Source organism: Mycobacterium sp. IDUB_24, assembly GCF_055419385.1.
Map to the genome: position 1 here is coordinate 176,506 of NZ_JBVAXO010000006.1, position 24,183 is coordinate 200,688.

Below are 24,183 nucleotides of genomic sequence, written 5' to 3' on the forward strand. Positions count from 1 at the left end.
GGGATTCAATCCCGGAACTTTATTTCTTTGCCGTCAATATTTCGGCGTACCGGGGTGACCGAGACGGCAGGCGTCCATGCAGGCCGAGGGGGCCTCGGCGGCCGCGGATACGGGTTAGATTGAGGAATGTTCTCTCGCCGCATACACAGCCCTGGGACGGGCAGTGCGCGGTCAGGTGGTCGCTGGGTCGGGCTTGGCGCTGCTGCACTTCTCGTCGCGGGCTTCCCGCTCGCTGCCCTGACCGCGCCGCCGATGGCATCGGCCGCCGACTGCGCCGATGTGGAGGTGGTCTTCGCGCGTGGCACGGATGAGCCGGCCGGTATGGGCCGGGTCGGCGATGCCCTCGTCGATGCGCTGCGCAAGCAGGCCACCGGCATGAACATCGACAGCTACGGGGTCAACTACAAGGCCAGCAAGCTGCAGCTGCACGGTGGTGACGGCGCCAAAGACGCCATTTCCCACATCAAGTCCACGCTGTCCTCCTGCCCCGACACCAAGATCGTGCTGGGCGGCTACTCACAGGGCGCGAGTGTGATCAACATCGTGGCCGGCAACCCGCTGGGCAACATCACGTGGGGCGATTCGCTCCCGACTGAGTACGCGGACAGCGTCGTGGCGATCACCACCTTCGGCGACGTCGGTACCCGAACCAAGCAATCGATAGCAACCCAGAGCGCACTGTACGGATCCAAGGCGATCGACCTGTGTAACCCCATGGATCCGATCTGCCACGAGGGTCAGGGCAACGAATGGAGTGGACACACCGACGGCTATGTCCCGGTGTACACCACCCAGGCCGCGGCATTTGTCGCGTCGAAGCTGCTCGCCGGGTCCGGTCAGTCGGTGCCCGGGTACGGCCCGGCGCTGCCGGACTACGGTCAGCTGCCTGAGTTCGGCCCGCTGCCGGGGTCCGGTTCGACGCCGGTGTACGGCCCGCTTCCGGGCTCCGGCCCGGACACGTCGCAGCACGGTCCGCAACCGGGGTACGGCCCGGCTCCGGGGTACAGCCCGGATGCTCCCGGGTACGGAACGCAGCCACCCGGGTCAGGTGCATCGACACCCGCGCCTGCCGCACCACCCGCCGGAATCGGGTGGGTCTAGGAAGTTCACGAGGCAGGGCCGCAGCGATGCGGCCCTTCTTCGTCTTTCAGCGCGGAGAGGCACACCGCCTGCGATCATGGGTGGTAGTTCCCTGCGATGAAACGGGGAGTTGATCCAGATGTTCTCCGCACAACGTGAGTTCGAGGCGTACGGCCCGTCGCACTGGGTGGTGCTGGCGCTGTTCGTGACCGGCGCAGTGCTTCTGGTCGTGGTGGGCCGGCGGCAGAACGAATCGCAGTCCAGATTCCTGAGCCGTGCCCTGGCTGTTCTCCTCGTCGCGGTCTTCCTCGTGGCGTTGGCCTACAAGCTGGTCGAGCCGACGGTCGACAACTCGGTACCACTTCAGTTGTGCGATCTCGCGGAACTCGCGGCAGCGTATGCCTTGTGGTCGCAACGGCATTGGGCCTTCGTCCTCACCTATTACTGGGGCCTGGTCCTGAGCTCACAGGCGTTGATCACGCCGGACATCGGTACCGCAAAGGATGGTGCTCCGGACTTTCCCCACCATCTCTTCGTCACCTTCTTCACGCTTCACGTGCTTGTCGTGTCGGCGGCCGTCTATCTCACCTGGGGGAGAGGGATGCGTCCGCGGTGGCGTGACTACCGCTTCGCGGTAATCGCGACGCTCACGTGGGGGGTCGTCACGTTCATCTTCAACGTGATCACCGGTTCGAACTACGGCTACCTCAACCGGAAGCCGCCCACCGCGTCATTGCTGGACGTTCTGGGCCCGTGGCCGGTGTATCTGCTGGCCGAGGTGGTGGTCGTCCTCATCGTCTGGGCGCTGATGACCTGGCCGTGGGAGCGGATGCGCCATAGCTGTGAGCCAGCTGTCAGTGAACCGGCGAAGTGATTATTGACACTGACACTTTGACAGGCTAGGTATATTACGCGCGATTGCGAATGTGTATCGCTTGCGACCTGTCCCACCGGGCGACAGTGGCCTGATCGAAGGGGCGGGTTGTGCATACCAAGGCAACGGGCACGAGCGCGGGACCCAAGGGGTCTGGCATCGCCCGGGTCATCCGCATGCTGGCGGTGCCCATCCTGCTCGGCTGGGTCGCCCTGACCATCGCGACGAACGTTTTCGTCCCACCGCTCGAGAAGGTCGGCGAAGAGAACACCGTCGGGCTGAGTGCCAAAGACGCGCCGGCGATGATCGCCATGCGCAAGATCGGCAGCGACTTCCAGGAGTTCGATTCCGACAGCAACGCCATGGTGGTGCTGGAAGGCGAGCAGCCCCTGGGCGACGACGCACACCACTACTACGACGGCATCGTCGACAAGTTCGAGGCGGACACCGCCCACGTCCAGCACGTGGCCGATTTCTGGGGCGACCCGCTGACGGCCTCGGGCGCGCAGAGCAACGACGGCAAGTCCGCCTACGTTCAGCTGTACCTTCGTGGCAACCAGGGCGAGACGCTGGCCAACGAATCAGTTGCCGCAGTCCGAGAGATCGTCAACCAGTCGTCGCCTCCGGCCGGGATCAAGGTGTACGTCACCGGCGGCGCGCCGCTGGTTTCCGATCAGCACCACGCCGGCGACAAGAGCGTCGCCCGGGTCACCGCCATCACGCTCGTGGTGATCGCGGCGATGTTGCTGATCGTCTACCGCTCGATTGCCACCATGATCCTGGTACTGCTGATGGTGTTCATGGAGCTCGGCGCGGCCCGCGGCATCGTGGCGTTCCTGGCTCACACCGGGATCATCGGTTTGTCGACCTTCGCGGTCAACCTCCTGACGTTGATGGTCATCGCCGCCGGAACCGACTACGCGATCTTCGCGATCGGTCGCTATCAAGAGGCGCGCGGCGCGGGTGAAGACCGGGAAACCGCGTATTACACGATGTTCCGCGGAACCTCTCACGTGGTCCTCGGGTCCGGTCTGACGATCGCCGGCGCGATGCTGTGCCTGAGCTTCACCCGCCTGCCGTACTTCCAGACCATGGGAGTGCCGTGCGCGGTGGGCACTTTCGTCGCCGTCGTCGCCGCGCTGACGATGGGCCCGGCGGTCATCGTGATCGGCAGTCGGTTCGGCCGTTTCGAGCCCAAGCGCAGTATCCGGTCGCGTGGCTGGCGTCGGGTCGGCGTCGCGGTGGTCCGGTGGCCCGGTCCGGTCCTGGCCGCGACGTTGGGCCTGGCGCTCATCGGCCTGCTCACACTGCCGGGTTACAAGACCAATTACGACGCCCGCAAATACCTGCCCTCCGACCTGCCTGCCAATGTCGGATATGCCGCCGCCGAAAGGCATTTCACCGCCGCGCGGATGAATCCGGAATTGCTGATGATCGAGACCGACCGCGACCTGCGAAACCCTGCAGACTTCCTCGTCATCGACAAGATCGCCAAGGGGATCGTCCGCGTCCCCGGAATCTCCCGGGTACAGGCCATCACCCGGCCCAACGGCCGCCCGATCGAGCACACGTCCATCCCGTTCCTGCTCAGCCGGCAGGGCACGCTGAACACGATGAACCGCAAGTACAACCAGGACCGGATGGCTGACATGCTGGTTCAGGCCGACGAGATGCAGAAGACCATCGACACGATGGAGCGGATGTCGCAGCTGACCCAGCAGATGGCCGACATCACGCATTCGATGGTGGCGAAGACCAAGGTGATGACCCTCGATATCGCCGAATTGCGCGACAACATCGGTGATTTCGACGATTGGCTGCGCCCCTTGCGCAACTACTTCTACTGGGAGCCGCACTGTTTCGACATCCCGGTGTGCCAGTCGCTCCGGTCGATCTTCGACACTCTCGACGGGATCGACGCCCTCACCGACGACGTCCAGGAGTTGGTGCCCGAGCTCGAGCGCCTGGACACGCTGATGCCACAGCTGGCCGCGTTGATGCCACAGCAGATCGAGTCCATGAAGACCATGAAGACGATGATGCTGACGCAGCGCGCCACCCAGGCCGGTCAGCAGGATCAGATGGCCGCCATGCAGGAGAACTCGACGGCGATGGGCAAGGCCTTCGACGAGGCTCGCAATGACGATACGTTCTATCTCCCGCCGGAGGCCTTCGACAACAAGGACTTCAAGCGCGGCATGAAGAACTTCATCTCACCCGACGGAAAATCGGTGCGGTTCATCATCAGTCACGAGGGCGATCCTGCGACGCCGGAGGGCGTCAGCCATGTGGAGCCGATCAAGCTGGCGGCCAAGGAAGCGCTCAAGGGCACGCCGTTGGAAGGTTCCAAGATCTATCTGGCGGGTACCGCGGCCACCTACAAGGACATGAAGGACGGATCGTTCTACGACCTGATGATCGCCGGAATTGCCGCGGTGTCACTGATTTTCATCATCATGCTACTGATCACCCGCAGCGCGGTGGCCGCAGCGGTGATCGTCGGCACGGTGCTCCTGTCCCTCGGCGCGTCATTCGGCCTGTCGGTGCTCGTCTGGCAGCATCTACTCGGGCTGGAACTGCACTGGATGGTGTTGGCGATGTCGGTCATCCTGCTGCTGGCGGTCGGGTCCGACTACAACCTTCTGCTGGTGTCCCGCTTCAAGGAAGAGCTGTCCGGTGGCCTGAAGACCGGCATCATCCGGGCCATGGCGGGGACCGGTTCCGTGGTGACTTCGGCCGGTCTCGTGTTCGCGTTCACCATGGCATCGTTCGCATTCAGCGATCTCAAGGTCATGGCACAGGTCGGCACCACCATCGCACTCGGCCTGCTGTTCGACACCCTGATCGTGCGGTCATTCATGACCCCGGCGATCGCGGCGCTGCTCGGCCGGTGGTTCTGGTGGCCCCAGGCCATCCAGTCGGCTGCCTCGAAGCGCCGCTTGGCCGCGCTGCGCGATCCGGACGCGCGGAGTGTCCCCGTCGCCCCGTAAACGAAGCCGCCCCGTAAACGAAACTGCCCACGTGTGAGCCGAAAACGCTCGCACGTGGGCAGCCTTGTCTGGCTACTTCTTGTTGCCCCCAGGCCGCGGAGGTGGCGGCGGCTTGGCCTTCGTGGTCGGCTCGAACTTGCCGCCCTTTTTCGGATCGAATGTTCCTGCCATGGCGATCCCTCTCGCTCGTTTCGATAGTTCCACCACCGCCCACCGTAGCGACGAACTCTCGACCGCGCAGCTAACCGCAACGAACAGGGAACGGGCCTTGAGACGATTGTCGGCGGGCGCCCCGGCGCTACGCCGGCCCGGATCCGGTCCCGAGCACTGATTTCCCGCACCGCCGGCTGAAACTCCGTGGTCAGGAGCGGCCACAACAGGGGAAAGCAACACGCCGGGTCGGTTGCGACACGATCACGGGACGATACCTATCAGTGCATCACTGGTCACATCGGCACCATTGATCACTAACGTCACATGGGCCAACTGTGACGTCATGTCGACGTCCCTGCATTGGGAAGGTGTGACATGTCGCGACGTCCTCGGGGTGCTTCGACGATGGCAGCGGCGGCCGCAATCGGACTCGTCTTCGCCGTCGGCGTGGCGCCCTCGGCATCGGCCGAACCCTGCGAAGGTGCGGCCGCAGCGGCCCAGCCCCTCCCGAATCAGGCCTTCCAGATCCCCAAACCCTCACGGCTCGCGCCGCTGAACCGCCCGATCGGGCACATGCCCGCCGGCGCCAATGACCGGGCTCCACTGCCCAAGCTCGGGCAGTTGCCATTGGCCCTCCTCAAGGCGCTGATCCCGAACACCGGCCAGGTCAGGCAGAAGGCGGCGGTCGTCCCGACTCCCAATCCTGGTGGTGCCCAGCCTGTCCCGAATGCAGCGCAGCCTGCCCCGGCGCCGGCCGCAGCCCAACCCGCTCCGGCTCCCGCGGCGCAGCCGGCACCGGGGGCGCCTCCGGGAACGTCGATCGTCGGGTGGGTGACCGGACCCGACAGCCCCAACCAGACGATCAAACGATTCGCCATCACCGGCACCGACCTCGGAATCATGTGGGACAACGGGGATCCCGCGAACCGGCAGGTATTGATGGCCTTCGGTGACACCAACGGCTACTGCGGCATTCCCGGTAAGCAGTGGCGGTACAACGCGTTGTTCCGCAGCCAGGACGGATCACTGTCGAAGACCGTCGCCGTGCCGGACGGCGTGGTGGCCAACAAATACTCCGGTTCCCCGGTGTGGCGCCAAGGCATTTCGAAGCAGATCATCAACAGCATCGGCCGGGCCCCGGAGGAGACGGGCATCATTCCGACAGCGGGAGTCTCGGTCGGGCGCAACCAGTACCTCAACTTCATGTCGATCCGGAACTGGGACAGCCCCGGAGCGTGGTCGACCAACTTCTCGGCGATCGCGATGTCACCGGACAACGGTGAGAACTGGGGCGTGTACCCAGGGACCATCCGCCCGCCCGGCGGAGGTAACGAGAACTTCCAGATGGGCGCCTACCTCAAGCCGGGCCCCGGTGATCCGTACATCTACACGTTCGGGACACCGAACGGGCGAGGCGGGTCGGCGTACCTGGCGCGGGTGTCGCCTGGTCTCATTCCGGATCTCACGAAATACGAATACTGGAACGCGGACAACAACGCCTGGGTGCCGGCTAACCCGGCGGCGGCGACGCCGGTGATCCCGGGTCCCGTGAGTGAAATGTCCGCCCAGTACAACACCTACCTCAAGCAGTACCTCGTGCTGTACGGCAACGGGGCCAACGATGTCGTGATGCGCACCGCGCCCGCGCCGCAGGGCCCGTGGGGGCCCGAGCAGTTGATCGTGCCCTCGGGGCAGATCCCGGGCGGCATCTACGCGCCCTATCTGCATCCGTGGTCGACGGGCAAGGAGCTCTACTACAACCTGTCGCTGTGGTCGGCCTACAACGTCATGTTGATGAAGACCGTGCTGCCTTGATCCGGCCGCTGACCCGACCGTTGAGCTGACCCAGCGGCGCCAGCAGCGCGTCGAGACCGTACTCGAACACCGCGTCGTAATCGGTGGGGGACTGCAGGGCGGCGACGAGCGCCTGGTCGGGCCAGTCGGTGGCCCACAGGGACGGGTCTTCCTCCTGATGGCGGGGGCCGCGCACGGCCGAGAACAGCATCACCGACGAGGAGACCACGTGTACCTCCACCGCCCGCAGCACCAATGCGGCGCGGGCCCCGGTGACACCCGCCTCGGCCAGTTCGGCCGCCAGCCTCTGCTGGACCGGCAGGAACAACGTCGGGGTGCGATCCCGCTCGTGAGCGATCGCCAGCAGATGCTGGCGTCGGATCAGCAGGCTGCGCTGGTTGCGGGCAAGTGCGGCAATGCGATTCACCGGCGTGTCGCCCTCCATGGGCAATCCGGCCATCTCGGCGACCAGGCGGTCGACCAGGCTGTCGAAGAGCGCGTCACGGCCGCCGACGTGCCAGTAGATCGAGGTGACGGCCACGCCGATGCGCTCGGCGAGCCCCCGCATCGAGAACGCTTCCACCCCGTCGGATTCGATGAGGCAGGCCGCCGCATCGAGGATGACGTCGGCGTCGATGGCCTTCGGCTTCGGGCTCATCCGCCGGCTTCGGCTTCGGCGATGCATTCGGACTCGGGGAGTTCGAGGTAGCGCTCAAGGTTGCGGTGCATGTTGATGATTCTCCGCTCCTCGGCGGACAGGACCAGGTGGGTGAAGCCCGGCTGGTGCAAACCGCGCTGCAGGCCGGTGAGCACGGCGATGTCCTGACTCATCACCACGCCGGGATGGGCTTCCTCCGCACTGAGCCGGACATCCGTCGGCTTGACGCGTGGCGCCTGCGGCGGCATGCGGGTCATCAGGGTCATGACGAGCAGGCCACGGTCGGGATCAGACCCGGGCAATGACGTCATCACGGTCAGATGATCGGCGCTGGCCAGCAGGGTCAGATTGGGGAAGACGTTGTACTGGTGCAGACACATCACCTGATCGGTGCTCGCCCAGCTGATGTCGACGCCGCGACCGGCCGCGAAATCCCTGATCTGCGTGGCGATCACGTCGGCCACCGACTGGCCGGGGGATTGCCGCTCACGGGGAAACGGCGTCCCCTCGGCCATGCCCATCAGCGGGCCCTGCGTGCACACGTACGCGTCCCATACCTCTTCGTCGCTCAATGACCCGGCGAGTCGTGGGCTCGGGACTCCGTACAGTGATTCGGATTTGCCTGTGTGGCCCCAGATCTGCTGCGGTGCGTAGACATCGTCCATGCACCGGTGGAGTTCGGGGTGCAGCGTCTGAACGTGGTAGGTCTCGCTGTAACCGTCGGCGATGGTCTTCCAGTTCGCCTCGACGTCGATGGTCATCGTGGCGTAGCAACGGAAGTCGCCGAGCCCACACCAGGCGATGTCGTCGGGGACCGCCTCCAGGTAGTCGGCCAGGGGTATCGCGCCTGGGTCGAGGTTGACGAAGACCAGCCGTTCCCAGGTGTCGACCTGCACCGGTGCCAGCGGAAACTCCGACATGTGCACCGTTCCGAACCCCTTGCGGTTCGGAATCCGTTTGAGCGTGCCGGCCAGATCCCACGTCCAGCCGTGATAGCCGCACTTCAGTTCCCGCAACGACGAACCGGCGCCGGTGCACAGCGCGTTGCCGCGATGACGGCAGGCATTCTGAAAAGCGCGCAACTCACCGTCATCTCCGTGGACGATCAGTACCGAATAAGGGCCGCAACGGTATTCGAAGTAGTCACCGGGGTCGGCCACATGATCGACCGTGCATGCGGCCTGCCACGCCCGTGGCCACATGCGTTCCACTTCGAGGCGGGCGAACGCCGGTGAGATGTAGCGGTCGGCGGGTACCAGGGTGGGCCGCGCCGGCGGGTCACCGATCGCGTCCGCCCGTCCCGTGTCGTCGGTGTGCGTGGAACTCAGGGTCATGGAGTGCCTCCCGCTGCGAAGATCGAAAACTTGGCACGGCAGTTCTGTAACGGTGTTACATTGCCACCGTAGCGGCCTGAAAGCCTCAAGGGAGCAGAAACGTGTTCGATCTCAAAATCACCGGCGGCACCGTCGTCGACGGGACCGGCGCCGACCGGTTCACCGCCGACGTCGCGATCAAGGACGGAAAGATCGTCGAGGTGCATCGGCGGGGCGCCAACGACCCGGCCCTGGCCGGTGACGCAGCCGAAACCATCGACGCCACAGGTAAGATCGTCGCCCCCGGCTTCGTCGACATCCACACCCACTATGACGGTCAGGTCTCTTGGGACGCCGTGCTCGAACCGTCGAGTAACCACGGGGTCACCACCGTGGTGGCGGGCAACTGTGGTGTCGGCTTCGCGCCGGTGCGGCCCGGCCAGGAGGAGTGGCTGATCTCCCTGATGGAGGGGGTCGAGGACATTCCCGGCACGGCCTTGACCGAGGGCATCACCTGGGGTTGGGAGACCTTCGGCGAATACCTGGACGTGATCGGACAACGGGAACTGGCTGTCGACATGGGCACCCAGATCGCCCACGGTGCGATCCGGGCCTACGCGATGGGGGAGCGCGGCGCCCGCAACGAAGCGGCGACCCCCGATGACATCAAGGCCATGGCGAAACTGGTGCAGGAGGCCATAGAGGCTGGAGCGCTTGGGTTTTCGTCGTCGCGCACCATCGCGCACACCGCCATGGACGGCGAGCCGGTGCCCGGAACCTTTGCCGCCGAAGACGAGTTGTTCGCTCTGGGTCGGGCCACCGCGGCCGCCGGAGCCGCGGTGTTCGAGCTGGCCCCGCAGGGGGCGGCCGGCGAAGACATCGTCGCACCCAAGAAGGAACTCGATTGGATGCGCCGCCTCGGCGAGGAGATCGACTGCGCACTCAGTTTCGCCCTGATCCAGGTCGACGCCGACCCCAACCTGTGGCGCGAACAACTCGACCTGTCCGCGGCGGCCCATCAGGCGGGCAGCCGGTTGTTCCCCCAGGTGGCGGCGCGGCCGTTCGGCATGCTGCTGGGCTTTCCCGGCCATCACGCCTTCACACACCGTCCGACCTACCGGCGCCTGCAGGCCGAATGCACCCGCGAGGAGCTCGCGGAGCGGCTGGCGGACCCCAAGGTGCGCGCGGCGATCCTGGCCGAAGAAGATCTGCCGATCGATCCGAACAAACTGTTCGACGGCATGTTCATGCTCGCGCAGAATGTCTCAAACCGCCTGTACCACATCGGCGAACCGCCGGATTACGAACCGACTGACGAGCGCACCGTCGCGGCGATTGCCAAGCAGCGCGGCCTGGATCCGCTGGCGGCGATGTACGACCTGATGCTCGAAGCGAATGCCGGTGCGATGTTGATGTATCCGATGTTCAACTACTCCGACGGGAATCACGACGCCATCCGGGAGATGCTCACCCACCCGGCCGGTGTGCTCGGCCTGTCCGACGGCGGCGCCCACTGCAGCATGATCTGTGATGCCTCGTACCCGACGTTCCTGCTGACCCACTGGGCCCGCGACCGTCGTCGCGGCGAGAAGCTGCCGCTGGAGTACGTGATCCGCAAACAGTCGCACGACACCGCGCAGCTCTACGGCATGTCGGACCGTGGCGTGATCAGTGTGGGCAAGAAGGCTGATGTCAACGTCATCGACCTCGACGCCCTGACCTTGCATGCGCCGACGATGGCGTACGATCTGCCTGCCGGTGGAAAGCGGTTGGTGCAGGGCGCAAGTGGTTACGACGCAACGATTGTCAGCGGCGCGGTGACCCGCCGTCACGGTGTCGACACCGGGGCCCGCCCGGGCCGGCTGGTGCGCGGGACGCGCTGATCAGTGGGTTTTCGCTACGACCCGCGTCAGCGTCCGGCGCAACCTCCGGTGCCGGCCGCTGACGCGTTCACCATCCACACTGCCGTTGTCGCCGAAGGGGTTTCGCTGGCGTATGTCCGCGAAGGTATCGGTGGCGTGCCGCTTCTGCTGGTCCACGGGTATCCCGAGACCAAGCGGATCTGGTGGCGCAACATCGAGGCTCTGGCCGCCGCCGGCTTCGAGGTCATCGTCCCGGACCTGCGCGGTATGGGAGACAGCGGCATCCCGCCCGACGACCAGCACGACATCGTCACCTACTCCCGCGACCTTCATGCGCTGGTCCACGACCAGCTCGGACACAGGTCCTGCCTGATCGCAGCGAGTGATGTCGGCGCCGTCGTCAGCACCGACCTGATTCACCGATTTCCCGGATTCGTCACGGGTTTCTGTGTTTTCAACACGGTGCCGCCCATGGCCGTGGACTACTCGGGAATCGGCACGCAGCATCCGGGCTCGGTGGGCGGCGCGACCGATCCCACCGGCGACTACCGTTGGATGCAGGGTGCCTTCCCCGACGAACTTGCCTCGATGTTGCCCACGCCGGAAGCGCGTAGGCAGTGGGTCGCGGGCATGTACACCAATCGGTTGTGGGGCTCGGCCTATGCGTTCACCCAGTCCGATGTGGATTTCATGACCGAGCCGTTCGCCGACGAGGCGCGGCTACGGGCCGGATGGGCGTCGTACCAACTCGCCTACGGTCGTGCCATGTCCGAGATCCCGCTGATGGCTGCGGTCGAGGTGCCCACGCTGGTGCTCTACGGTCCCGACGATCATGTGGTCGGTGAGGACTTCGTGCCCCGCACCGAACGCGCATTTCTCAATCGCATTGGACCACTGGTGGTTCCGGGAGCCGGTCACTTCCTGCAGTGGGAGCGCGCCGACATCTTCAACCGGCTGATCCCGGCGGTGTTCGGCGATGTCATCGCGCGCCATCGGCCGGCTGAGCCAGGATCGATCCGCCCAGCCACCGTCTGAGGAAGCGTCGCAACTCTTCCCGGCTGCGGCCGGGATCGTTGGGGGCGACGAAGAACGACAGCATGGTGCGAAGCGTGAATTCCACGAGTTCGCGCAGTGCGGATTCGTCGTAGCCGTACTTCTCCCAGTCGACATCGAAGCGCGTGATCATCCGCATGCCGAAGGCCTGACCTTCGTCGGAGGCGACGTTGACCGAACTGGTGGCGGCTTGCGGGCCGGACAGCATGATGCGGAGGTGCGGTATGCGGGTGACCTCCTCCAAGGTGAACATGACGCCTTCGGTCATCGCCTCAGCGGGGTCGGTGATGCCTCGCACGCTCTCGGCGAGCCGGTCGAGAAAGCCTTCCACCGAGGCGATCGCGGCCGCATGCATCAGGGCCTCGGCGGTGGGGAAGTAGCGGTACACGGTCTGGCGGATGACGCCGAGCGATGCCGCGACGTCGGCAATGCTGATCCCGGTGCCTGTCTCGGCGATCAGCGCCACGGCGGCGGCCACGATGCGCTCGGAGGCTTCCTCGTCGCTGCCGGGCGGTCGCCCGTCCCACCCGCGCCTACGCGCCACGGTCCGGATTCCTGGCCAGCAACATCTCTGCAGGATATCGCCACCCGCCGTTGACGGGCCGCATCCGCGTGTAGTAATCATACAACGAAGGCGTTATTTGTATGATTGCTTGGGAAGAGCTGAGGTGCCACCGATGACGGATCTGATCGTGCGGAAGATGAGGTTCGCGTTCGCGGATCACCGCGTCCCTTTCCTGTGGAACGAGACCAACCCGGCGTTCTCGTCGATGGCCAACGCGGTGTCGTTCCTGGCCATCGCCTTCGAGAAGATGATCGGCCACATGATCACCGAGGCCATGCCGTTCATCGATGATCCGGCGGTGGCCGAGGAGGCCCAGGCTTTCGTGCGGCAGGAGGGTCAGCACGCGATGGCCCACCGCCAGCACGCCAAGGGGCTGATCAAGACCTACCCGGGCCTCAAGGACACCCTCGACGAGGTGGTCAAGGCGTTCGACGACCTGACGGCCGAGACGCCGTTGAAGTACCGGCTGGCCTACACCGCCGATCTGGAGGCGACGTTCACGCCGGTGTTCAAGCTGATGCTCGACCACGACGACACGCTGTTCGCTCCCGGGGACGACCGGGTGGCGTCACTGTTCCTGTGGCACTTCGTCGAAGAGGTCGAGCACCGCAGCTCGGCGCTGATCATCTACGACGCGGTGGCCGACGATCCGTGGTACCGCATGCGGGTCGCGCCGTCGATCTTCAAGCACGTGTGGGCGGTGCTCAAGATCGCCTGCGAAGGCTTCAACAAGCACGTTCCACTGGAAGAACGCCAGATCGACGCGATGTCGATGTTCGGCATGCAGGCACGGAAAAAGGCTCTGCTGCAAAAGCTTCCATTTACCGAGACCGCGTACGACGGCCCCGTGGCGAATGCGTTCGCCCACCTGCCGGTGCGCGAGATGCTGACCGCCCTTTCCGGCGTGGTGCGCAGCCAGGTTCCGGGCCACAATCCGGCCCACGAGAAACTGCCGGCGCTGGCCGACGAGTGGTTCCAGCGCTACGAGGACGGCTACGAGGTCACGCAGTGGTACACCGCCGGTGACGCCACGAACCCGGCCGCGGAAGAGAAAGCGACGACCGCCGATGTCTGATCTTTGCACCCCGACATTCTCGGGATTGGCTCAGCGCCTGGGCTTTTCATGCGACACCGCCGGCGGGCTGGTCGAGTTCCGCAACCCGTTCGGGTTGGAGAACTGGACGCTTCCGGTGCTGGAGATCACCGTGATCGTCGGCGCGGTGCTGGCCCTGGTGTACGCGATCGTGCGGCTGCGCCGGCACAACGATCCGACCAACCTGGTGCTGTGGTTCGGTGCCATCGCCTATCTGCTGATCATCGAACCGCCGCTGTATTTCCCCGGGGCGTTCGGGATCAGCGAACATGTCGACACGATGTTCGCCCACAACGTGTTCACGGTGGACTTCCTGTGGGGCCGGCTGCCGCTGTACATCGTGGCGATCTACCCGATGATGGCGACGGTGGCGTACGAGATCGTCCGGACCCTCGGGGTGTTCCGCCGGCGCGGTGTGCTGGTCGGTGCGATCTGCGTCGGGTTCGTTCACCACGCGTTCTACGAGATCTTCGACCACCTCGGCCCGCAGCTGCGGTGGTGGGAGTGGACGCTGGATCATCCGATGAACCAGCCGTTCTTCGATTCGGTGCCGCTGCCCAGCGTGGTGGTGTTCGCCGCGCTGTGGCCGATGTCGCTGGCCTTCTGCGTGCAGCTGTTCGTCGGCCGCCACGTCCAGGACGGCAAGACGTTCAGCGGGCCGCAGCTCGTGGGCCGCACCATCGTCGTCGGTGTGCTGGCGTCGATCGGAACCGCGATCCTGCCACTGCCCGCCACGCTGGCCACGTCGATCTCGGGCAGCACGACCGTCGGGGGCGTCGTGTACGCCGCTGAACTCGTGGTGCTCACCCTCGTGGCGATTCCGGTGCTGTTCAACCAATGGTCGACCGTACGCAAGGACCGCGACCCGGCGACCGTGCGCTATGCGAACCCGCTCATCCTGCGCTACGCCGCGGTCTACCTGGCGGTCATGACCGTCCTGTGGCTGACGGCTCTGCCGGCCTACTTCGGCGCGGCTGACGGCGTCACCGCCGATGGCGATCCCATCGGCAGCTTGGTCTACACCGTGATCTGCGTGGTGATCGCGGGCCTGTCGATCGCCGCGGCGGCCACCGCAAATCCCGCGGGCCTGCAACAACAGCCCGAAACGGTGCCTTCGGGTGCCGCAGGCAACCAGGAGTGAGGAGCGAACCCACAGGCGCGGCACACCCCTGAGCGCCTGGGTGATGAGGCAGAATTGCGCTGATGCCGACACCGCCGCAACGCCCCGGCGAACCGCCCCGGCCAGGCCGGGGCCCCGTGCCGCCGCCTGACCCGGCCATTCGACGGTTGCCCCGCCCCGGCCGGCCCGAGGCGCCTACCGAACAGATCCGGGCGCGCCCCGGACCCCCGGAGCCCGCTACCGAACAGATCCGGGCGCGTTACCAGCCGCCTGAGGCCTCGACCGAGAAGATCTCGAAGCCCCGTCCGGCGCCCGCCGGACGGGCGGCGGGACCACCACCGACAAAGCCGCCCGCTGAGCCGGAGAAGCCGCGGCCGGCAAAGCCGTCTGGGCAATGGCGCAGTCCGCAGGCGATCGTCCTCATCGCGGTCATCGCCGTCGCACTTGTGGTCATCGGACTGACCGGCGGTGAACTGTTCGCTCGTCACAAGGCCGGCTCCCTGCTGGTGTCCGTTGCCGAATGTGTGGTGGAGGACAACGCCTCGGTCTCGTTCGGCGTCAATCCGCCGTTCCTGTGGCAGCACATCACCGGCCACTACACCAACATCTCGGTGGAGACCGGAGGCAAGCAGGTTCAGGCCGCCAAGGGAATGACCGCGGACGTGGCGCTGTCCGACATCCGGTTGCAGGGCACCGAGGACTCCAAGGGCACCATCGGATCGTTGAGTGCCACGCTGACCTGGACGTCGGCCGGAATCAAGGACACGGTGGCCGAGAACCTGCCTGGCGTCGGCGCTTTGGTCACCGACGTGAGCACCGACCCGGCTGCGGGAACCATCACAATGCAGGCCGTCGGGGATACCAAGGTGACCGCAAGGCCCGTGGTGAACAACGGAAACCTGGACCTGCAGATCACCGATGTCAGCGGTCCCTTCGAGAAGGACACCGTGCAGACGGCGCTCGACGGCCTCACGACGAAGCTCAACGACGCCTACCCGCTCGGCATCCACGCCGACAGCGTCTCGGTGACCGACACCGGAGTGGTGGCCAAGTTCTCCAGCCAGAACGCGTCGATACCCAACGACGATTCCGACGACGCCTGCTTCGCCAAGCTCTGATGATCGCTCGACCGGCGACCGTCGGGGCACTCGCACTCGCACTCGCACTCGCGGTACTCGCCGGTGCGCCGCCGGTCCGGGCACAGGAGCCCAGCCCGTTGCAGCCGCTGGTCGATGCCGCCGCGCAGCGTCTTGCGACCGCGGATTCGGTGGCCGCCAACAAGTTCCGCGCCGGCGGGGCGATCGAGGATCCGCAACGCGAACAGCAGGTCATCGATGCCACTACCGCCGAGGCGGGCAACCGCCACATCGATCCGGCTTACGTGGGTGAGGTGTTCCGGGACCAGATCGATGCGACCGTCGCGGTGGAGTACGGCCTGTTCTCGCAATGGAAGCTGGATCCGGCGACCGCTCCGGAGAACGCACCCGATCTCGCGGCGTCGAGAACCGCCATCGACGGGCTCAATCGCACGATGGTGAACGAGATCGCCGACCGATGGTCGACCCTGCACTCACCGTCATGTCCGGCCGATCTGGCGAGCGCCGTCGAGGGCGTGGCAACGGCGCGACATCTGGATCCGCTGTATCGGCGGGCGCTGGAGCACGCCACCAGGTCTTATTGCCGTTGACCGTCGGCCCCATCCGAGTATTGACGTTTCTGTCGACCGTGGGCGGGTATCCCTGGCCGCAGGAGGTCAGGAAATGCCTACATGGAGTTGGATCGTCATCGCAGTGGTCGTCGTGGTCATCGTCCTGCTCGCGGTGGTCGTGGGCGCGTCGATGATGCGTCAGAAGCGCAGTGAACGGCTCAGGCAACAGTTCGGGCCCGAGTACGATCACGCCGTCGAAACAGCAGGTGGTCAACGTGCAGCCGAGCGGGAACTGCTTGCGCGCGAACGCAAACACAACAAACTGAAGCTCAACGAGTTGTCGCCGGAATCCCGCGCGCGGTACGTCGAGGCGTGGGGGGTGACCCAGGCCGGGTTCGTCGACAATCCATCGAAATCGGTCGGTGAGGCGGATCGCCTGGTCACCGAGGTGATGCGTGAACGCGGTTATCCGATAGACGATTTCGAGCAGCGCGCTGCCGACATCTCGGTCGACCATCCCAAGGTGGTCGAGCACTACCGGGCCGCGCACATCCTGCACGTTGCTCAAGGTCAGGGCGAGATCGGCACCGAGGCGCAACGTGAGGCGCTCGTGCACTATCGAGCGCTCTTCGAACAGTTGGTCGGCACAGTGCCCGAAGAACGGCCCGCACACGACACCCAGGCCCAGCGTGATGCCGGCAAGCACGAGGTCGACGCGAACGAAGCCGGTACCGATTCGACCAAGGAGGCGCGAGCATGACCATCCACGACGAGGGCACCGATCTGCCGGAGTCGCGAAGCGCGGTTGCGGCCTGGTCTGTCCCCGAGACAGGCGCAGGAACTGCTCGGGCCGAGGCGTTGAACGAAGACAACACGTTGTTGTTCGCCGACCAGCATCGGTCCGGATTGCACGCGCGCTGGAATGACGTTCAGGCGGCGTTCGTCGACGACCCGAAAGAGTGTGTGCAGAAAGCGGACAACCTCGTGGCGGAAGTCGTCGATGAGCTCACCGCGAGTTTCGCCGACACCCGGTCTCGGCTCGAGGCGCAATGGTCTCGTGGTGAGGTGGCGTCCACCGAAGATCTGCGCGTGGCTCTGACGCGCTACCGCGATTTCTTCAACCGGCTGCTGTCGGTGTGAGGCGCGCGAAGGTTACAAGCTGTCCATGATGGCGTTCTTCAACGCCTCTGAGCCGGTACCGAAGACCGCCTGAACGCTGTTGCCGACCTCGATGACGCCTGCGGCGCCGAGCGCCTTCAGCCGGTCCTGGTCGACCTTGCTCTTGTCAGCGACCTCCATGCGGAGCCGGGTGATACAGGCGTCGACATTGACGAGGTTCTCCCGGCCGCCGAACGCCGCGATGATCTGCTCGGCCTGAGTGTCGGGTCTGGCACCATCGCCGAGGTTCGCCTGTTCCTCCGCCTCGAATTCGGCCTCGGGCTCACGGCCTGGTGTGCTCATGTTCCACTTCGTGATCGCCACGTAGAACAGCACGAAGTAGACGACGGAGAACACTGCTCCCATCGCGATGAGCAGCAAGATGTTGTGGGCCGCGGGCGCACCGCCGTAGAGCAACAGGTCGAGGAGCCCGGCCGAGAACGAGAAGCCCAGATGTATATCGAGCAGATAGGCGATCGCCAGGGACAGCCCGGTCAGGACGGCGTGGATGACGTAGAGCGGGAACGCCACGAACATGAACGCGAACTCCAGCGGTTCCGTCACGCCGGTGAGGAATGCGGTCAGGGCGGCTGCCGACAGGATGCCGACGGCAACCTTGCGCTGCTTCTTGTTCGCGGCGAGGATCATCGCGAGCGCGGCGGCGGGCAGACCGAACATCAGGACCGGGTAGAAGCCCGAGGTGAGAATGCCCGCGGTCGGGTCGCCGGCAGCGAACCGGGTAAGCTCGCCGGTCACGACGTTGCCGTCGGGAGTCTGGTAATCGCCGTAGATGAACCACACATATGAGTTCGGAATATGGTGCAGGCCCAGGGGAATCAGCATGCGGTTGGCAAATCCGTAGATGAATGCGCCCAGCGCACCGCTCCCGCCGATGAACCGGCCGAGACCGGTCAGGCCGGCATCGAAGATCGGATAGAAGTAGCTCATCAGGAAGGCGATGAACAAACTCGCCAGGGACACCACGATCGGGACGAACCGTCGCCCGCCGAAAAAGCCGAGATAGGACGGTAATTGGATGGTGTGGTAGCGGTCGAACAGCCACGCCGTCACCAGACCCACCACGATCCCGGCGAACACGCTGTAGTTGATCTGCGCTTGATCGCCGGCCTTGTCCACCTCGCCCGCCAGCACGATGGGGGACATGGTCTTGAAGACCGCCGCCATCACCAGGTATCCGACCACCGCGGCCAGCGCTGTCGAGCCGTCCGCCTTACGGGCGAAGCCGATCGCGACACCGACGGCGAAGAGCAGGGGCAGATTGGTGAACAGGGCGTCGCCGGCCGCGCTCATCGCCTTGAAGAACGGACCGATGACGGGGGAGTCGATCCGGCCGAGCAGATCGGGTTGGCCCAGCCGCAGCAGGATGCCCGCGGCGGGCAGAACGGCGATGGGCAGCATGAGGCTCTTGCCGAGTCGTTGCAGCTGCGCGAACGCGGGTATTCGCAGGCCGGACTTCTCCTGCGCACCTTCAGGTTTCGTCGTACTGCTCATCGCCCCACCGTTCTGCTGGCCACCCGGCGCGAACCGCCGTAAAGCTGTGCGGAAGCTTAGACGAGAACCAGTGAACTCGCGGCCGTCTTCCGGCCACCCTCGTATTGTTGGGACACCACAGAAGGAGCCACCACAGTGAGCTTGACCCGAGTACTCGCCCCGGTCGCGGGGCGCGCGGTAGCACTCCACGACGTTCCGGACCCCGTGTTCTCGGGCGGCATGGTGGGGTACGGCGCTGCGGTGGACCCGCCTCGCGGCGTGATCGATGCGATCGCCCCGGTCGGCGGCAGGCTACTGAAACTGATGCCGCACGCCTACGTCATCATGACGGCCGAGGGTGTCGGTGTGCTGGTGCACCTCGGTCTGGATACCGTCGCTCTGAACGGTGAAGGCTTCACCACCCACGTGCACCAGGGGGACGACGTCGTCGCCGGCCAGGTGATCGTGACCTATGACGTCCCGGCCATCGAGGCGAAGGGCCTCAACCCGATCGTCCCCGTTGTGGTCATGGACGAGCGCGAAGCGGGCAACGTGACCGTGGCCGAGCCCGTCGACGCCGGGGCCGACATCGAATCGGGCGCAGAACTTTTCACGGCGACCAAGTAGATGGAAGTCATCATCCTGGCCGATGCCGCCGAGATAGGCGGGGTGGCGGCCGGTGCGTTCGGCGCGCTGCTCGACCGTAAACCGGACGCGGTCCTCGGCCTCGCCACCGGATCATCTCCGCTGGCGATCTACGACGAACTCTCCGCGCGATTCGCCGCGGGGCAGATCTCGTTCCGGCGGGCCCGCGGATTCACCCTCGATGAATACGTCGGTCTGCCGGCCGATCATCCCGAGCGATACCGCAATGTCATCGACACGGTGTTCGTCTCGCGTGTCGACTTCGCACCCGGGTCGGTGCAGGGCCCCGACGGCCTGGCCGACGACATACCCGCCGCGTGCGCGGCATACGAGGACGCCATCCGGGACGCCGGCGGTGTCGATCTGCAGGTTGTCGGGATCGGCACCGACGGGCACATCGGATTCAACGAACCGGGGTCCTCGCTGGCCTCACGTACCCGCATCAAGACGCTGACCAGGCAGACCCGCCTCGACAACGCCCGATTTTTCGGGGGCAACCTCGACGCGGTACCTACCCATTGCCTCACGCAGGGGCTGGCCACGATCATGGCGGCCCGGCACGTGATCCTGGTGGCCTTCGGGCGCGCCAAGGCCGAGGCGGTGCACCATCTGGTCGAGGGCGGTGTGAGCGCCATGTGGCCGGCCACGGTCCTGCAGCATCACCCGCACGTGACCGTTCTGCTCGATGCCGCAGCGGCGCAGCGTCTTCAGCTCGTCGACTACTACCGCGAGACTTACCGCTCGAAACCGGATTGGCAGGGCATCTGAGTGCTGCTGACCGCTGAAACGCTGATAACGGGTGCCGAGCTGTTGCGCCCCGGATGGATCGACACGTCCGGGGGGCAGGTGACTGCGCTGGGAAAGGGGCCGCCGCCCCGGTGTGCCGATCGCGACCTCGGCCCGGTGACCGTCATGCCCGGTTTCGTCGACACCCATACCCACGGCGGGGGTGGGGGCAGCTTCTCGGCCGCGTCGAGGGCCGACACCTCGGCCGCGGTGAGACTGCACCGACGCCACGGCACCACCACGATGATCGCCTCGCTGGTCACCGCAAGCCCCGACAACCTGCTGCATGAGGTCGGCACGCTGGCCGAGGATGTCCGGGCTGGACTGATCGACGGAATACACCTCGAAGGTCCGTGGCTGTCGACCGCGCGGTGCGGGGCCCATCAACCCGCGCTCATGCGTGACCCGGATCCGGCCGAGATCGAACGGCTGCTGGCCGCCGCTGCGGGAACGATACGGATGGTGACGATCGCCCCTGAGCGCCCCGGGGCGCCGGCCGCGATCCGGCAGTTCGTCGAAGCGGGCGTGGTGGTGGCCGTCGGTCACACCGAGGCGACCTACGAACAGACCCGCGCAGCGATCGAGGCCGGTGCCACCGTGGGCACGCATCTGTTCAACGCCATGCGCCCGATCGACCGGCGCGAGCCGGGCCCGGTGATCGCGCTGCTCGAAGATCCCGGTGTCACCGTCGAACTCATCACCGACGGGGTCCACCTCGATCCGGCGATCTACCGGCACGTCACGCGCACCGTCGGGCCGGATCGCGTGTCGCTGATCACCGACGCGATGGCGGCCACCGGCATGCCCGACGGCCGGTACCACCTGGGGCCGGTACAGGTCGACGTGATGGACGGGGTTGCTCTCGTCGGGGGGACAGACACGGTCGCCGGCAGTACCGCGACCATGGACCGGGTGGTCCGATTCGCGGTGGCCCATTGCGGCTTGGGCCGCGACGACGCGTTGATGCTCGTCGCCCGTCAGGCTTCGACCAATCCGGCCCGGGCACTCCGTCTGGCCGGTGGAGAGTTGATGCCCGGGGCCACAGCCGATCTCGTGGTGCTGAGTCCGGATCTGACTGTCGGCGGGGTCCTGCGGCGCGGTGCGTGGGAGCTGGATCCGGCGAGGTAGCTGCACCGTGCCGATGTGCCCGGAGATCCGAGAAGTGTTTCCTGAGGCAAGGATTCGAGTTGCGCCCGCGGTGAATGACCATTACAGATTCCGGTACCGGCGTACCGTCAGCCGGGTACGACGCGAAGCATGTGGGGGTCGTTTTTGTCGGACTGGCCATTTGTCGCACGAGATGCCGAACTGCGCGAGGCCGCGCAGGCGTTGCGCGGTGACTTCCGGGGCGTGGTGCTGGCGGGCGGAGCCGGCGTGGGCAAGTCGGCGCTGGCCCGGGCGCTGGCCGCCGAGATGGAGACCGACGGGCACCCGGTGCGGTTCGTCCTGGGCACCGAAACCGGGCAGGCGGTACCGCTCGGGGCATTTCTGCCCGCGCTCACCCTGACCGACGCGCATGACCCCACGGTGATGCTCGCCGCGGCGCATGAGGCGCTGGCCGCAGAATCGGATCTGGTCATCGTGGTCGACGACGCGCAGCACCTCGATCCGCTGTCGGCACTACTGGTCCAGCAACTGGCGGTCCACGACTCGGCGAAACTGATCGTCACCATCCAAAACCACGCGCCCACATCCGATGCCGTGACCGCGTTGTGGAAGGAACAGCTGCTGCTGCGGTTTGACCTGGAACCCTTCACCCGGGAGCAGACCGGTGAGTTGGTGGCAGCGGTGTTGCACGCCGACGTCGACTCGCGCGCGGTCGCTGAACTGCATCGGTTCTCCTCCGGCAGCCCGCTCTACCTTCGGGGGGCGGTCAACGCGGCACTCGGCGACGGGGTGCTGGTGTGCGATCACGGTCGGTGGCGGCTGCGCGGGCGGCTACGGGCCAGTGCGGATCTGCACGCCCTCATCAGTTCGCGATTCGACACGCTGACACCGAGCGAGCGGGCCGTGGTCGAGGTGGTCTCCACCGCCGAGGTCCTCGACTGGGATGTGCTGACAGCGGCCTGCGACCTCGACGCGATCGCCCGGGTGGAACGCCGCGGAGCGATCCAGGTGCTCAACGCTGCGGCCTGCACCCTGGTGCAGCCCGGCCACCCGATCATCGGTGAGGTTGCGCGCGGCCGATGCTCGAAAACCCGAATCCGCCAGATCAATACGGAGTTGGCTGTGCTGCTGGCGGCACACCTTCAATCGCCCGGTAACGGTCCGGCGCCGGACGTGCGCAGTCGAATCCAACTGGCTCGATTCATGGTGGGAGGCGAAGTTCCGGCGGATCCGGATGCCGTCGCCGAAGCTGCTGCCAGTGCGGTCACCATGTCCAATCTGTCTCTCGGAGAAGAGCTTGCGCGGTACGCGGTGGATCACGGTGCGGGGATGTCCGCGGTGATCGTGCTGGCCGATGCGATGAGTTGGCAGGGCCGGTGCGAGCAGGCCGAGGAACTGCTGGCCCGGTCGGTGCCGGCCTTCGATGACGAAGCGATGCTGGCCCGGTGGGGCTGTTTGCGGGCATCGAACCTGTTCTTCGGATGCGCTCGACCGGACGCGGCACGTGTCGTGCTCTCCATGCTCCGCGAGCACCTGCACTGTCCACAGACGGTGAGTCTGGTCACGGCGATGGAAGCGGTTTTCGCCTTCCACGTCGGTGAGCTGGCCGAGGCGATCGCTTTGGGCACCGGTGTACTGGACCAGGAAGTGTCGCCGACGGCCACCGTATGGGCCGCGCTGGCCACCTCGAGCGCCTTGGCCCTGTCCGGTCGGTTGGACGAGGCTGTCGCGGTGGCGCACGCGGGTGAGCTGGCTGCCGAAGGCTGCGCGCCGGGCCTGCCGCGGTACTGGTTCGTCTTCGCCCAGGTGTCGGCGGCCCTGGGCGACGTGGAGCTGGCGAAGGCACGCGATATCTGCGATGCCTACGCCGTGCGGGCGGCCGGTTCGCCGCAGGCCGAGGCCATCGTGACCGCACTGTATGGGCGAGTGGAACTGGCCCGTGGTCGCCTTTCGTCCGCCTGTGATGCGCTGCAGGCAGCGTCCTGGACTACGCCGCGAGGACTTCCGCCGGGGTGGTCCATGGTCGTTGTGGCCTGTCTGGCTCAAGGTGAGGGCATGCGCGGTGACGGCGTTGCTGCGGACGCAGCGCTGGCGCGGGCCGAGGCTGCCGCAGCCGGGCCACGCGAGGTGTTCCGGCCCGAGCTGGAGCTGGCCCGGGCGTGGGCGGCGGCCGCGACCGGCCAGACCGGCCTCGCCGTCGAGCACGCGGTGCTGGCTGCGGACATCGCCGGAGCGAGCGGGATGGACGCGATCGAGCTCACGGCCCTGCATACCGCGCTGAGGTTCGGGGCTTCGTCAGTCCACCGGCGGATCCAGCAGTTGGTGCGGCGGCGCGGGACGCGGGTGGCAGAAGCTGTTGGAGCGCACAGTCTCGGTCTGACGCGGCATGATCCGGCATTGCTCGTCGCCGCGGCGGACCGGTTCGAGACGCTCGGTGCGCTGGTGCCGGCCGCCGACGCTGCCGCCGATGCGGCCCGGATGTTCGCCGAGGCCGGCTGCCGCGGCAGCGAATTGGAATCCGCGGCCAGAGCAGTGTGGCTGGCGGGCCAGACCGGTGCGCGCACCCCGGCGCTGCGCTGCGTCGGTGACCCGCTGCCGCTCACCCATCGCGAGTGGGAGATCGCCGACCTGGTCGGGGTGGGGCTGAGCAACCGGCAGATCGCCGGCAAACTGTGCCTGTCCGTGCGCACTGTCGACGGCCATCTGTACCGCATGTTCGCCAAGCTCGGGGTGGAGGACCGCGATCAGCTGGCCCGGCTGGCACGCTTCGGTCCGGCGGTGTGACGCTACCGG

At 66.2% G+C, this 24,183-nt stretch carries 20 protein-coding genes; 16 read left to right on the forward strand and 4 right to left on the reverse strand.

The window, feature by feature from the left end:
* Positions 1-126: 126 nt before the first annotated feature.
* The 4 genes from ACZYZF_RS21155 (at position 127) to ACZYZF_RS21170 (ending at position 6,912) form a co-directional block, all read left to right on the forward strand.
* The gene (locus ACZYZF_RS21155; RefSeq protein ID WP_463836733.1) at positions 127-1,101 is read left to right on the forward strand and encodes a cutinase family protein; all 975 of its coding nucleotides are present in this window, start codon (positions 127-129) and stop codon (positions 1,099-1,101) included.
* Positions 1,102-1,219: 118 nt separating this feature from the next.
* Positions 1,220-1,954, forward strand: coding sequence for a YwaF family protein (locus tag ACZYZF_RS21160; protein ID WP_463836734.1), 735 nt, complete (start codon positions 1,220-1,222; stop codon positions 1,952-1,954).
* A gap of 176 nt (positions 1,955-2,130) precedes the next feature.
* Positions 2,131-4,944: an MMPL/RND family transporter gene (locus ACZYZF_RS21165; protein WP_463836870.1), complete on the forward strand. Its 2,814-nt coding sequence runs from the start codon at positions 2,131-2,133 to the stop codon at positions 4,942-4,944.
* 528 nt (positions 4,945-5,472) lie between these two features.
* The gene (locus ACZYZF_RS21170) at positions 5,473-6,912 is read left to right on the forward strand and encodes a DUF4185 domain-containing protein (RefSeq protein WP_463744491.1); all 1,440 of its coding nucleotides are present in this window, start codon (positions 5,473-5,475) and stop codon (positions 6,910-6,912) included.
* Here ACZYZF_RS21170 and ACZYZF_RS21175 read toward each other — a convergent pair.
* Both ACZYZF_RS21175 and ACZYZF_RS21180 read right to left on the reverse strand, forming a co-directional pair.
* Positions 6,884-7,549 carry a TetR/AcrR family transcriptional regulator gene (locus tag ACZYZF_RS21175; RefSeq protein ID WP_463744490.1) on the reverse strand — a complete coding sequence of 222 codons (666 nt, stop codon included), beginning with the start codon at positions 7,547-7,549 and terminating at the stop codon, positions 6,884-6,886. The two genes, ACZYZF_RS21170 and ACZYZF_RS21175, sit on opposite strands and share 29 nt — an antisense overlap.
* Entirely contained in the window at positions 7,546-8,883 is a 1,338-nt protein-coding gene (locus ACZYZF_RS21180) for an aromatic ring-hydroxylating oxygenase subunit alpha (protein ID WP_463836735.1), read from the reverse strand. Before ACZYZF_RS21180 ends, ACZYZF_RS21175 begins: the two co-directional genes overlap by 4 nt.
* 101 nt (positions 8,884-8,984) lie before the next feature.
* Between ACZYZF_RS21180 and ACZYZF_RS21185 the strand changes: the two genes are divergently transcribed.
* Both ACZYZF_RS21185 and ACZYZF_RS21190 read left to right on the forward strand, forming a co-directional pair.
* A complete protein-coding gene (locus tag ACZYZF_RS21185) occupies positions 8,985-10,745 on the forward strand; it encodes an N-acyl-D-amino-acid deacylase family protein (RefSeq protein ID WP_463744488.1) in 1,761 nt (586 codons plus the stop codon).
* A 3-nt stretch (positions 10,746-10,748) separates the two neighbouring features.
* Entirely contained in the window at positions 10,749-11,759 is a 1,011-nt protein-coding gene (locus ACZYZF_RS21190) for an alpha/beta fold hydrolase (RefSeq protein ID WP_463744487.1), read from the forward strand.
* Here the strand turns inward: ACZYZF_RS21190 and ACZYZF_RS21195 are convergent.
* A complete protein-coding gene (locus ACZYZF_RS21195) occupies positions 11,704-12,321 on the reverse strand; it encodes a TetR family transcriptional regulator (protein WP_463744486.1) in 618 nt (205 codons plus the stop codon). The genes ACZYZF_RS21190 and ACZYZF_RS21195 overlap by 56 nt on opposite strands.
* A gap of 133 nt (positions 12,322-12,454) precedes the next feature.
* Between ACZYZF_RS21195 and ACZYZF_RS21200 the strand changes: the two genes are divergently transcribed.
* The 6 genes from ACZYZF_RS21200 to ACZYZF_RS21225 all read left to right on the forward strand — a co-directional run bounded on the left by ACZYZF_RS21200 (position 12,455) and on the right by ACZYZF_RS21225 (position 17,343).
* The gene (locus ACZYZF_RS21200) at positions 12,455-13,417 is read left to right on the forward strand and encodes a metal-dependent hydrolase (protein ID WP_463744485.1); all 963 of its coding nucleotides are present in this window, start codon (positions 12,455-12,457) and stop codon (positions 13,415-13,417) included.
* On the forward strand, positions 13,410-14,576 hold the full coding sequence (locus ACZYZF_RS21205) for a DUF7802 domain-containing protein (RefSeq protein WP_463744484.1): 1,167 nt from the start codon (positions 13,410-13,412) through the stop codon (positions 14,574-14,576). The genes ACZYZF_RS21200 and ACZYZF_RS21205 overlap by 8 nt, the downstream gene beginning before the upstream one ends.
* A 62-nt stretch (positions 14,577-14,638) precedes the next feature.
* On the forward strand, positions 14,639-15,673 hold the full coding sequence (locus tag ACZYZF_RS21210) for an LmeA family phospholipid-binding protein (RefSeq protein ID WP_463744483.1): 1,035 nt from the start codon (positions 14,639-14,641) through the stop codon (positions 15,671-15,673).
* Complete coding sequence (locus ACZYZF_RS21215; RefSeq protein ID WP_463836736.1) at positions 15,673-16,242, forward strand: chorismate mutase; 570 nt, start codon at positions 15,673-15,675, stop codon at positions 16,240-16,242. Before ACZYZF_RS21210 ends, ACZYZF_RS21215 begins: the two co-directional genes overlap by 1 nt.
* 73 nt (positions 16,243-16,315) lie before the next feature.
* Positions 16,316-16,963: a hypothetical protein gene (locus tag ACZYZF_RS21220; protein ID WP_463744481.1), complete on the forward strand. Its 648-nt coding sequence runs from the start codon at positions 16,316-16,318 to the stop codon at positions 16,961-16,963.
* Complete coding sequence (locus tag ACZYZF_RS21225; RefSeq protein ID WP_463744480.1) at positions 16,960-17,343, forward strand: hypothetical protein; 384 nt, start codon at positions 16,960-16,962, stop codon at positions 17,341-17,343. Before ACZYZF_RS21220 ends, ACZYZF_RS21225 begins: the two co-directional genes overlap by 4 nt.
* Positions 17,344-17,355: 12 nt before the next feature.
* Here ACZYZF_RS21225 and ACZYZF_RS21230 read toward each other — a convergent pair whose 3' ends face one another.
* The gene (locus ACZYZF_RS21230; RefSeq protein ID WP_463744479.1) at positions 17,356-18,873 is read right to left on the reverse strand and encodes a PTS transporter subunit EIIC; all 1,518 of its coding nucleotides are present in this window, start codon (positions 18,871-18,873) and stop codon (positions 17,356-17,358) included.
* 135 nt (positions 18,874-19,008) lie between these two features.
* Here ACZYZF_RS21230 and ACZYZF_RS21235 point away from each other — a divergent pair, with 135 nt between their 5' ends.
* The 4 genes from ACZYZF_RS21235 (at position 19,009) to ACZYZF_RS21250 (ending at position 24,174) form a co-directional block, all read left to right on the forward strand.
* Positions 19,009-19,479, forward strand: coding sequence for a PTS sugar transporter subunit IIA (locus ACZYZF_RS21235; RefSeq protein WP_463744478.1), 471 nt, complete (start codon positions 19,009-19,011; stop codon positions 19,477-19,479).
* A complete protein-coding gene (gene nagB / locus ACZYZF_RS21240) occupies positions 19,480-20,265 on the forward strand; it encodes a glucosamine-6-phosphate deaminase (RefSeq protein WP_463836737.1) in 786 nt (261 codons plus the stop codon).
* A complete protein-coding gene (nagA, locus tag ACZYZF_RS21245) occupies positions 20,266-21,411 on the forward strand; it encodes an N-acetylglucosamine-6-phosphate deacetylase (RefSeq protein ID WP_463836738.1) in 1,146 nt (381 codons plus the stop codon).
* A gap of 129 nt (positions 21,412-21,540) precedes the next feature.
* Positions 21,541-24,174, forward strand: a complete 2,634-nt coding sequence (locus tag ACZYZF_RS21250; protein WP_463836739.1) for a LuxR C-terminal-related transcriptional regulator — start codon at positions 21,541-21,543, stop codon at positions 24,172-24,174.
* Positions 24,175-24,183: the final 9 nt, after the last annotated feature.